The organism is Escherichia sp. MOD1-EC6475 (assembly GCF_003046645.1).
GTDB lineage: Bacteria > Pseudomonadota > Gammaproteobacteria > Enterobacterales > Enterobacteriaceae > Escherichia > Escherichia ruysiae.
The window spans coordinates 1-10,552 of the sequence record NZ_PZKQ01000084.1 but is presented as its reverse complement, the minus strand read 5'-3'; the positions used below and the strand labels follow the sequence as shown (position 1 = coordinate 10,552).

Sequence of the window (10,552 nt, the reverse complement as noted above, 5' to 3'; positions counted from 1 at the left end):
GTTGGCAGCATCACCCGACAGAAGTTCAGGCAGGCGTGAAAGATCCAGAGCAGGGCGATGCTGGCGTTTTACCGTGGTCAATGCACCAGCCATATCCAGAGCCGGGTTATATCTGATGATGCCAGACTGTACGGCATAACGCATTACAGCAGATATTCTTTGCTGCAGACGACTGGCGATTTCATAAATTTGTTTTGCTTCTGCAGCACGAACAGGGATAAGCAGGTCCGGGGTATTGAGTGTTGTGATATCCCGGTTGCCGATAAAGGGGAAAACGTGTGTCTCGAGGCTTTTGATTACTTTATCGCTGTGTGATTGTGCCCATTGTTTATTACTGGCATGCCAGCGTCGTGCAATATGTTCAAAAGAGAGTTGTAAATCAGGGACTACTTTTTTAGCTCTTTTTTGTTCGCAAGGGTCAATCCCCTCTGAAATCAGTTTTCGGGCCTCATCCCGTTTTGTACGAGCTTCGGAGAGAGAAACTTCTGGATATACACCAAGTGCCAGAGTCTTCTCCTTACCCAGAATACGATAACGGAGACGCCAGTAACGGGAACCATTAGGATGAACCAGCAGGAACATGCCAGCCCCGTCAGTGAGTTTATAAGCCTTGTCAGTGTGCTTTGCAGCCCGGATTTTTGCGTCAGTCAGTGCCATAGTTCAGCCTTCTGAATGCGTTAAAGAGGGTACAAATTCTGTCGAACTGGGGTATACCCGCAATTATACCCACACAATGGGGTTGATGTGGGGGGAATCTGGTTGAGTTCGGTAGAATTGATTTGGAGGCAGAACGCTTAAATTGTGGCGTTCTGAAACGAAAAACGGACCTCCGTGGAGGTCCGTTGATATGAATTTGGTGCCCGGACTCGGAATCGAACCAAGGACACGGGGATTTTCAATCCCCTGCTCTACCGACTGAGCTATCCGGGCAACGGGGCGCATTAAACCTGATTCGCCTCGTCTCGTCAATCAAATTTCTTCAATTTACTGCAGACTGCACAATCTATCATCACTTTGCCGCTATTGCACGCATTGTCAGGCAAACCAGGCGGTCCAGGCGGCGGAAAGCGGCATTGCCAGAAGGAGTGCTGGAAGCATGTTGACCACCGGGAACATTTTAATGCCACAGATGCGTAATCCGGTTGCCAGCAGCAATAAACCACCTACGGCGCTGAAGTCTGCCATCATCGACGGTGTGGTCAGCGGTAATATCAGCGCGGCAGCCCACGCCAGCGTTAACTGGATGATCAGTAATGGGATACTAATCACCGATACCGCAATACCCAGCGAGCAGGCGAAGATCATCGCCGTAAAGAAATCAAGAAATGACTTGGCGATTAAAATACTCGGATCGCCGGTCATCCCTTCGTTCATTGCCCCGAAGATCCCGGTGCCGCTGGCGCAAAACAGGACAATAATCGCGACATAATTCTGAATAAAAGATTCATGCGCTGGCTTCTTACGTGAGTGGCGAAACAGATTTTGTGCTTTGGTGACCGCGGTATTGACGCCTTTTTCCAGCAGACACATTTCGCCGATTAATGCACCGAGTAAGGTTGCTAAAACCATCGCCGGAAGGTTGGCGCATTTCACCACCAGTAAAATACCAATCCCCAGCGATGCCAGACCAAAAATTGATGTCATGGAGACGCGGATACGTTCCGGTAAGCGTTGACTAAGGAGTGCACCGAGAACGCCACCCAGTAATACTGCACTTGCGTTGATAAAAGGACCGATGACCACAAGAGTTCCTGTTAGCTGCATTGTCTGATTTTCTTATTATGAACGTTTGGCTCCTTCGATGGCTTGTTTGTTCGCAAAGTCCTGGCTTGCACGCTCTGGTGAAAGGTGCCATGATTGCGCGAATTTTCTCCTCTCTGTACGGAGTTTGCCCGATGCACGCCACCTCCTTACATTCTCTCGCTAATCGCCGTTTCGTGCGAAACTCCTCCCTTTTTCTGCTCATGCGGTGAAGTTAACGCACGCTCACTGCAGGACAACAGTAAAATCAGAGCGTTTCTGCTTTTACTGATGTCTGGCGGTCGGAGCTGGTGACCAGTTTGACCCATATCTCGTGGGGCAGGGTTTTTCACCTTGTCCGGTATTCTTACTTCCCCGAAACGGGTTTTGCGCTTATGAAATCAATGAATATTGCCGCCAGTAGTGAACTGGTATCCCGACTTTCTACTCATCGCCGCGTGGTGGCGTTGGGAGATACTGATTTTACGGACGTCGCGGCAGTCGTCATTACCGCTGCGGATAGTCGCAGTGGCATTCTTGCGTTGCTTAAGCGCACCGGTTTTCATCTACCGGTGTTTTTGTATTCCGAACATGTTGTTGAATTACCTGCGGGCGTTACGGCGGTAATCAACGGCAACGAGCAGCAGTGGCTGGAGCTGGAATCCGCAGCCTGTCAGTATGAAGAGAATTTGCTGCCACCGTTTTATGGCACGCTGACGCAGTACGTTGAGATGGGCAACAGCACTTTTGCTTGCCCTGGGCATCAACACGGTGCGTTCTTTAAGAAGCATCCAGCCGGACGCCATTTTTACGATTTCTTCGGTGAGAACGTCTTTCGCGCCGATATGTGTAATGCCGATGTGAAACTGGGCGATCTGCTTATCCATGAAGGCTCGGCGAAAGATGCGCAGAAATTCGCAGCCAAAGTTTTTCATGCCGATAAAACCTATTTTGTTCTTAACGGTACTTCAGCTGCGAATAAGGTCGTGACCAATGCGTTGCTAACACGTGGCGATCTGGTGCTGTTTGACCGCAATAATCATAAGTCGAACCATCACGGCGCGTTGATTCAGGCCGGTGCGACGCCGGTGTATCTGGAGGCCGCGCGTAACCCGTTCGGTTTTATCGGCGGTATTGATGCGCGCTGTTTTAATGAAGATTATTTGCGCGAGCAAATTCGCGACGTTGCGCCAGCAAAAGCAGAGCAATCGCGCCCGTTTCGCCTGGCGATCATTCAGTTAGGAACCTATGACGGCACTGTCTATAACGCCCGTCAGGTGATCGATACCATTGGGCATCTGTGCGATTACATTCTGTTTGATTCCGCATGGGTCGGTTATGAACAGTTTATCCCGATGATGGCGGATAGCTCGCCGCTGCTGTTGGAACTTAACGAAAACGATCCGGGGATCTTTGTTACTCAGTCGGTGCATAAACAGCAGGCGGGATTCTCGCAGACGTCGCAGATCCATAAAAAAGATAACCATATTCGCGGGCAGGCGCGTTTTTGCCCGCATAAGCGGTTGAATAATGCCTTTATGCTCCATGCTTCCACCAGCCCGTTCTATCCGCTATTTGCCGCGCTGGACGTCAATGCCAAAATCCATGAAGGGGAGAGTGGTCGTCGGCTGTGGGCGGAGTGCGTTGAGACGGGAATTGAAGCGCGCAAGGCGATTCTTGCACGCTGTAAGCTGTTCCGTCCGTTTATCCCACCCGTTGTCGATGGCAAATTGTGGCAGGATTATCCGACGTCAGCGTTGGCCAGTGACCGCCGTTTCTTCAGCTTTGAACCAGGAGCAAAGTGGCACGGCTTTGAGGGATATGCCGCAGAGCAGTATTTTGTTGATCCGTGCAAGCTGTTACTGACCACGCCAGGTATCGATGCCGAAACCGGTGAATATAGCAATTTTGGCGTACCGGCGACGATTCTGGCGCATTATCTGCGTGAGAACGGCATCGTACCGGAAAAGTGCGATCTCAACTCCATTTTGTTCTTATTAACACCGGCGGAAAGTCACGAGAAGCTGGCACAACTGGTGTCGATGCTGGCGCAGTTTGAACAGCATATTGAGGATGATTCGCCGCTGGCTGAGGTGCTGCCGAGTGTTTATAACAAATATCCGGTGCGCTACCGCGACTACACTTTGCGCCAGTTGTGTCAGGAGATGCACGATTTGTATGTCAGCTTCGACGTCAAAGACCTGCAAAAAGCGATGTTCCGCCAACAGAGCTTCCCGTCAGTGGTGATGAATCCACAGGATGCGCATAGCGCTTATATTCGCGGCGAAGTAGAGTTGGTGCGGATACGTGATGCCGAAGGGCGAATTGCGGCTGAAGGGGCGCTGCCGTATCCGCCGGGGGTACTTTGCGTAGTGCCGGGGGAAGTCTGGGGAGGCGCGGTACAGCGTTATTTCCTCGCACTGGAAGAAGGCGTGAATTTGCTGCCGGGGTTTTCGCCGGAGCTACAAGGTGTCTATAGCGAAACTGATGCGGACGGCATGAAACGGTTGTACGGTTATGTATTGAAGTGAGAATAAAAAAACGGGTCACCTTCTGGCGACCCGTTTCTCTTTGCGTAATTAGTGGCTAACAGTCTGTGTGCCCGCAGGGACACGAACGTGTTTGTATTTAAACATCGCCATGAACGCGAAGGCCAGAACCACGGAGTAACCTGCGAAAATCAGCCATACGGTCTGCCAGTCGGTAATGCCGTTTTGGGTGTACATCTCAACCACTTTACCGCTCACAATACCGCCGAGGATACAGCCGAAGCCGTTGGTCATCATCAGGAACATCCCCTGCGCACTGGCGCGAATTGCCGGGCTAACTTCTTTTTCAACAAACACCGAACCAGAGATGTTGAAGAAGTCGAATGCGCAACCGTAGACAATCATTGACAGCACCAGCAGTACAGTACCGAACGGAGTCGGGTCGCCGTAAGCAAACAGCGCAAAACGCAGGATCCACGCCACAATACTGATCATCATTACGTTCTTAATACCGTAGCGGCTTAAGAAGAACGGGATGGTCAGAATGAACAGGGTTTCAGAGATCTGCGAAATCGACATGATGATTGACGCATGTTGCACGATGAAGCTGCTGGCAAACATCGGGTCTTTGTCGAAGCTGTGCAGGAAGGTATTACCGAACATGTTGGTAATCTGCAGTTCCGCACCCAGCAACATCGAGAAAATGAAGAAAATCGCCATACGCTTGTTTTTAAACAACGCGAACGCATCAAGCCCCAGCAAAGTCGTCCAGCTCTGATTCGCTTGCTGTTTAGCAACCGGAATATGCGGCAGCGTAAAGGTAAACAGCACCAGAACGGCGGAGAGAGCTGCGCCAATATACAGCTGCATGTGGCTTAATTCGAAGCCAGACAGGCTCACCACCCACATCGCCATAATAAAGCCGATGGTGCCCCAGATACGGATTGGCGGGAAATCCGTCACAATATCCAACCCGGCATTTTGCAGGCGATAGTAGGAGATAGTGTTGATTAACCCAAGCGTTGGCATATAAGCAAACGAGTTAATCAATATCACAAGGAACATCGCCTCCGGCGTGGTGACTTTCGCCGCCATGAAGAGAGTGATCGCACCAATAGTGTGACAAATGGCGTAAACCCATTTCGCACTTAACCATTTGTCGGCCACAATCCCCAGCAACGCAGGCATAAAGACAGCGGCGATACCCAATGAACTATAAACTGCGCCAATAGAGGCACCGTCGAACTTCAGGGTAACAAACATATATGAGCCGAGGGTCGTCAGCCAACTACCCCACAGGCAGAACTGCAGAAAAGAGAGAATTTTCAGCTGCAGCTTAAGATTCATGTTAATTTCCTCACATCATGATGCGGATGAGTGTTTCAAAAAGCACATTTGACTGTGCAAGATGATGCGATTCTATCAACTTCACTGACTGTTTTTTTGTTACCCGTGGCAAATAATATCGTTTTGCAAAACATAATTGTGATGTAGATAACACTTTTGCCCCAAGACATCGTCAAGGGGCGATAAGTGCAATTATCGGCGGCGATAAGATTTCTGTGCCATGTTCACTTTATAGAGATAGCGGCGAGATTCCGCAGACGGATGACGTGTGGTCAGTGTCTGATAAACATCGCCCGGCGTCATAGTATTAATGATGTTGGCAGCCTTAATTTTATCATTTGAGAAGACGCGTAATACGCTGCCTGCGCCGCCGTTATAGGCGGTGATGACGGCATAACGCCGCGACGTTGGGTTATCAATGCCGCCAAGATAAACATTGTTCAGCATTGCCAGATACGCAGTGCCGGTATCAATATTGCTGGCAGGATCAAACAAGAAACTTCGGCTCGGCGTGCCGGATTTCCCCTGCGAGCGGAATACATCTTTCCCGGCGGTGTGTTGTACCACCTGCATTAATCCCAGCGCGTCGGAACGGCTGACCGCATATGGGTTGAAGGAGGATTCGGTCTGCATAATCGCCAGAATCAGCGACTCATCGACGCCATATTTCCGTGACGCCTGGCGGACCATGCCGAGATATTTATGCGCACGTTTATCAAGGTGATTCGGCACCATATTAATGGTGACGCTGTAGATGATACGTAGCCCGTTGCTGCGGCTTTTCAGACGGTTTTTCAGCAGATAATCCGCGAAGTTGCTCGCACGGCCTTCCCAGCGAATCGGCTGCCCGGTGTTATCCACCACCTGACCGTAAAGGAAAGGTTCTTTCGAAATCGTAATATCATCAACGTCGGAATAGAGATCGACCGAACCTGGAGCATCCCCCATCAATAACGTTTTGATTATTGCCCGGCGCAAGTGCGCAGCAGGCTCTGTCCCGGCGATGGTTTCGATAGTGATCGTACCGTCGTCAAAGTTGATGTGGCTGCGGGTTTGATATTGATCGGTGTATTTCACGTAGTCCTTAGGACCGGCGATCACCACCTCTTTGAATCCCCAGATGTTCTCAATATTGTGGGCAAACTGCCCCATCAGAATATCAAAGCCGTTGGTATCTTTGACCCAGGCTTCATTATAGGTATCGCCTTTTTTGGTCGTCGAACAGGAGATGAGCAACGGCGCAATCAAAGCCAGCGCGAGATATTTTTTCATCATTCCGGGTGCGTGTTGTGTTTGTTTTTATGCAAGTTGCCGGAGGCGTACTCCGGCTCTGTTTTTATTTTTTATCTTCCGGCGTATAGCCCTCGATATGCACTTCTTTACCCTCGAACAGGAAGTTGACCATCTCCTGTTCCAGCAGCTTGCGGTGCTCGGCATTCATCATGTTGAGTTTCTTTTCATTAATCAGCATGGTTTGTTTGTGCTGCCACTGCGCCCAGGCTTCTTTGGAAATCTCGTTGTAGATGCGTTTTCCCAGTTCGCCGGGGTATAGCTGAAAATCCTGACCTTCTGCTTCACGCTGCAGGAAAGTACAAAAAATCGTTCTGCTCATAAATCATCCTCTTTATCGACTCACGCGCTAAACCGGCGCGCCAGTGCGTAACTGCTGTAACAAACGCTCCACGGGAGCCGCCAGACCAACTGACGGCGGTTGCGCTAAGTTATACCAGAGCGCATTGCCTTCATCCATGCAACCGGTGAATGACGACACGGGAAGCCACATAGGCACAATATCTAAATGGAAATGGCTGAAGGTATGCCGAAATGCGGTGAGTTGCGTCAGGTTATCGGCAGCAATCTGCCGTTGCGCCAGCCAATCCCGCAAACTTTCTTCATCGGCAAACTGCGGGAAACAGTATAAGCCCCCCCACAATCCGCTTGGCGGACGCTGCGCCAGAAACACTTCATCTTCGTGCTGTAATAGCAGAAAGTAACCTGTGCGTTCCGGTAATGTCTGTTTTGGTTTTTTGCCCGGATAAAGCGACCAGCTATTATTGGCGGCGGCAATACAACCGTTTTGTAGCGGGCAGAGCGAACACTTCGGCTTTGAGCGCGTACAAATCATCGCGCCTAAATCCATCATCGCCTGATTAAACCGCTCCACGCCGACAGCGGGCGTAACCTGCTCGCTTAAACTCCACAGTTTATTTTCGACCTCTTTTTTCCCTGGCCAGCCGCTTACAGCATAGCAGCGCGCCAGCACCCGTTTGACGTTACCGTCGAGAATCGGAAAGTGCTTACCCAGAGAAAGCGAGAGTATTGCGCCTGCGGTGGAGCGTCCGACGCCAGGTAGCGCGGCGACTTCCTCAAAGGTTTCCGGGAATTTACCGTTGTGTAAGGTGGCAACTTGCTGTGCCGCTTTATGCAGATTGCGCGCGCGGGCGTAATAGCCAAGCCCGGTCCACAAGTGGAGAACTTCGTCCAACGGCGCATTGGCGAGATCGGTCACCGTCGGGAAACGCGCCATAAAGCGTTCAAAATAGGGGATAACGGTCGCAACCTGAGTTTGTTGCAACATCACTTCTGAGAGCCATACTTTGTAGGGCGTCTTGTCAATTTGCCAGGGCAGAGTTTTTCGCCCGTATTTATCGTACCAGTCCAGAACCTGGGCTGAAAATTGCGACGCTTGCATGGTCACCGAATTCACTGTTGTTGGGGGCAAGATTGCAGCACAGCGACGGCAGGGTGTAAACCGGAACTTTCCGCAGCCACGGCCTTATCATGCTTGCATCCGGCAACTAACTTTGGATAATGCCCGTTTTCAGAACACTTTCACAAGCGACTAAATCTTTATGAAAAACGACGTCATCTCACCGGAATTTGATGAAAACGGCCGCCCACTGCGCCGTATCCGTAGTTTTGTGCGCCGCCAGGGGCGACTGACCAAAGGCCAGGAACATGCGCTGGAAAACTACTGGCCGGTGATGGGCGTTGAATTCAGCGAAGATATGCTGGATTTCCCTGCGCTTTTTGGCCGTGAAGCGCCAGTAACGCTTGAGATTGGTTTCGGTATGGGCGCTTCGCTGGTAGCAATGGCTAAAGAGCGCCCGGAGCAGGACTTCCTCGGCATTGAAGTGCATTCGCCGGGCGTTGGCGCTTGTCTGGCTTCTGCGCATGAAGAAGGGTTAGATAACCTGCGTGTGATGTGCCATGACGCAGTCGAAGTGCTGCATAAAATGATTCCTGACAATTCATTGAGCATGGTTCAGCTCTTTTTCCCTGACCCGTGGCACAAAGCGCGCCATAATAAACGCCGTATCGTTCAGGTGCCGTTTGCTGAGCTGGTAAAAAGCAAACTGAAACTGGGGGGCGTATTCCATATGGCGACCGACTGGGAACCTTATGCGGAACATATGCTTGAAGTGATGTCTTCCATTGACGGTTATAAAAACCTGTCAGAGAGCAACGATTACGTACCGCGTCCGGCATCACGTCCGGTGACGAAATTTGAACAACGTGGTCATCGTCTTGGTCACGGAGTATGGGACTTAATGTTCGAGAGGGTGAAATAATGGCAAAGAACCGTAGCCGTCGTCTGCGTAAAAAAATGCACATCGACGAATTCCAGGAATTAGGATTTTCGGTGGCATGGCGATTCCCGGAAGGTACATCGGAAGAACAAATTGATAAAACCGTTGATGACTTTATTAACGAGGTTATCGAACCGAACAAACTGGCCTTTGACGGCAGCGGCTATCTGGCCTGGGAAGGTCTGATCTGTATGCAGGAAATCGGCAAATGCACCGAAGAACATCAGGCGATTGTGCGTAAGTGGCTGGAAGAGCGCAAACTGGATGAGGTACGCACCAGCGAACTTTTCGACGTTTGGTGGGACTAAGAAAACATACGGGCGATGACAAATGCAAAACTGCCTGATGCGCTACGCTTATCAGGTCTACAAAGATGTACGATCGAGTAGGCCGGATAAGGCGTTTACGCCGCATCCGGCATGGACAGCGCGCACTTTGTTATCAATCTGGGCCAGCAAATGCTGGCCTGATTTGTTCTTGAGGGAAGATTATGATGCGCAAAATGCTGCTGGCGGCAGCACTTTCAGTGACGGCAATGACCGCTCACGCCGACTACCAGTGCAGCGTCACGCCGCGTGACGATGTGATTGTCAGCCCGCAAACCGTGCAGGTGAAGGGCGAAAACGGCAATCTGGTGATCACGCCAGACGGCAACGTGATGTACAACGGCAAACAATATTCTCTGAACGCTGCCCAACGCGAGCAGGCGAAGGATTATCAGGCAGAATTGCGCAGTACGTTACCGTGGATTGATGAAGGCGCGAAAAGTCGCGTCGAGAAAGCTCGCGTCGCGCTGGATAAAATTATCGTTCAGGAGATGGGCGAAAGCAGCAAAATGCGCAGCCGTCTGACCAAACTGGATGCGCAGCTGAAAGAACAGATGAACCGCATTATCGAAACGCGCAGCGATGGCCTGACGTTCCACTATAAAGCTATCGATCAGGTTCGCGCCGAAGGCCAGCAGTTAGTGAATCAGGCAATGGGCGGTATTTTGCAGGACAGCATTAATGAAATGGGCGCGAAAGCGGTGCTGAAAAGCGGCGGTAACCCATTACAGAATGTGCTGGGAAGCCTGGGGGGGCTGCAATCCTCAATCCAAACCGAGTGGAAAAAGCAGGAAAAAGATTTCCAGCAGTTTGGCAAAGATGTCTGTAGCCGTGTCGTGACACTGGAAGACAGCCGCAAAGCCCTGGTCGGGAATTTGAAATAATCCTCTATTCTAAGACGGCATAATACTTTTTTATGCCGTTTAATTCTTCGTTTTGTTACCTGCCTCTAACTTTATAGATCTCCAAAATTCATTCACGTTGTAAATTGTTTAACGTCAAATTTCCCATACAAAGCTAAGGGATAATACGTAGCGTTCACGGGTGATGCTGCCAACTT

The 10,552-nt window shown here is 50.6% G+C and carries 11 protein-coding genes and 1 tRNA gene; 5 read left to right on the top strand and 7 right to left on the bottom strand.

The annotated features are described in order from the left end of the window. From A7589_RS21390 to A7589_RS21380, 3 genes are all read right to left on the bottom strand, one after another. Window positions 1-657 (bottom strand): tyrosine-type recombinase/integrase (locus A7589_RS21390; protein ID WP_108189001.1); only part of this gene is annotated, 657 nt, incomplete at its 3' end. 197 nt (window positions 658-854) lie between these two features. Next, window positions 855-930 (bottom strand) — tRNA-Phe (locus A7589_RS21385). A 105-nt stretch (window positions 931-1,035) separates the two neighbouring features. Continuing rightward, window positions 1,036-1,743 (bottom strand): DUF554 domain-containing protein, encoded by a 708-nt coding sequence (locus A7589_RS21380; protein WP_000234532.1) that lies wholly within the window; start codon window positions 1,741-1,743, stop codon window positions 1,036-1,038. 38 nt (window positions 1,744-1,781) lie between these two features. On the opposite strand from A7589_RS21380, the gene A7589_RS23740 reads away from it, so the two are divergent. Continuing rightward, window positions 1,782-1,973, top strand: coding sequence for a hypothetical protein (locus A7589_RS23740; RefSeq protein ID WP_418515767.1), 192 nt, complete (start codon window positions 1,782-1,784; stop codon window positions 1,971-1,973). Between the two features lie 162 nt (window positions 1,974-2,135). Beyond that, a complete protein-coding gene (gene speC, locus A7589_RS21370) occupies window positions 2,136-4,271 on the top strand; it encodes an ornithine decarboxylase (protein WP_108189000.1) in 2,136 nt (711 codons plus the stop codon). Window positions 4,272-4,319: 48 nt separating this feature from the next. Here the strand turns inward: speC and nupG are convergent, their stop codons facing one another. From nupG to mutY, 4 genes are all read right to left on the bottom strand, one after another. Next, window positions 4,320-5,576 carry a nucleoside permease NupG gene (nupG, locus tag A7589_RS21365; RefSeq protein ID WP_001049785.1) on the bottom strand — a complete coding sequence of 419 codons (1,257 nt, stop codon included), beginning with the start codon at window positions 5,574-5,576 and terminating at the stop codon, window positions 4,320-4,322. Window positions 5,577-5,768: 192 nt separating this feature from the next. Beyond that, window positions 5,769-6,848 (bottom strand): membrane-bound lytic murein transglycosylase MltC, encoded by a 1,080-nt coding sequence (gene mltC / locus A7589_RS21360; protein ID WP_108188999.1) that lies wholly within the window; start codon window positions 6,846-6,848, stop codon window positions 5,769-5,771. 64 nt (window positions 6,849-6,912) lie between these two features. Beyond that, window positions 6,913-7,188 carry an oxidative damage protection protein gene (locus tag A7589_RS21355; protein WP_000091700.1) on the bottom strand — a complete coding sequence of 92 codons (276 nt, stop codon included), beginning with the start codon at window positions 7,186-7,188 and terminating at the stop codon, window positions 6,913-6,915. A 27-nt stretch (window positions 7,189-7,215) separates the two neighbouring features. Then, window positions 7,216-8,268: an A/G-specific adenine glycosylase gene (gene mutY, locus A7589_RS21350; protein ID WP_010358856.1), complete on the bottom strand. Its 1,053-nt coding sequence runs from the start codon at window positions 8,266-8,268 to the stop codon at window positions 7,216-7,218. Window positions 8,269-8,428: 160 nt separating this feature from the next. Here mutY and trmB point away from each other — a divergent pair, with 160 nt between their 5' ends. The 3 genes from trmB (at window position 8,429) to A7589_RS21330 (ending at window position 10,376) form a co-directional block, all read left to right on the top strand. Continuing rightward, window positions 8,429-9,148 carry a tRNA (guanosine(46)-N7)-methyltransferase TrmB gene (gene trmB / locus A7589_RS21340; protein ID WP_000786919.1) on the top strand — a complete coding sequence of 240 codons (720 nt, stop codon included), beginning with the start codon at window positions 8,429-8,431 and terminating at the stop codon, window positions 9,146-9,148. Continuing rightward, window positions 9,148-9,474 (top strand): YggL family protein, encoded by a 327-nt coding sequence (locus A7589_RS21335; protein WP_001107564.1) that lies wholly within the window; start codon window positions 9,148-9,150, stop codon window positions 9,472-9,474. Before trmB ends, A7589_RS21335 begins: the two co-directional genes overlap by 1 nt. Window positions 9,475-9,656: 182 nt before the next feature. Next, window positions 9,657-10,376, top strand: coding sequence for a YggN family protein (locus tag A7589_RS21330; protein ID WP_000984799.1), 720 nt, complete (start codon window positions 9,657-9,659; stop codon window positions 10,374-10,376). Window positions 10,377-10,552: the final 176 nt, after the last annotated feature.

Excerpts from the sequence above, each read along its gene's own strand:
- A7589_RS21355 (WP_000091700.1), bottom strand. The coding sequence starts at position 7,188 with ATGAGCAGAACGATTTTTTGTACTTTCCTGCAGCGTGAAGCAGAAGGT.
- mutY (WP_010358856.1), bottom strand. The coding sequence starts at position 8,268 with ATGCAAGCGTCGCAATTTTCAGCCCAGGTTCTGGACTGGTACGATAAA.
- A7589_RS23740 (WP_418515767.1), top strand. The coding sequence starts at position 1,782 with ATGAACGTTTGGCTCCTTCGATGGCTTGTTTGTTCGCAAAGTCCTGGC.
- trmB (WP_000786919.1), top strand. The coding sequence starts at position 8,429 with ATGAAAAACGACGTCATCTCACCGGAATTTGATGAAAACGGCCGCCCA.
- nupG (WP_001049785.1), bottom strand. The coding sequence starts at position 5,576 with ATGAATCTTAAGCTGCAGCTGAAAATTCTCTCTTTTCTGCAGTTCTGC.
- mltC (WP_108188999.1), bottom strand. The coding sequence starts at position 6,848 with ATGAAAAAATATCTCGCGCTGGCTTTGATTGCGCCGTTGCTCATCTCC.
- speC (WP_108189000.1), top strand. The coding sequence starts at position 2,136 with ATGAAATCAATGAATATTGCCGCCAGTAGTGAACTGGTATCCCGACTT.
- A7589_RS21335 (WP_001107564.1), top strand. The coding sequence starts at position 9,148 with ATGGCAAAGAACCGTAGCCGTCGTCTGCGTAAAAAAATGCACATCGAC.
- A7589_RS21330 (WP_000984799.1), top strand. The coding sequence starts at position 9,657 with ATGATGCGCAAAATGCTGCTGGCGGCAGCACTTTCAGTGACGGCAATG.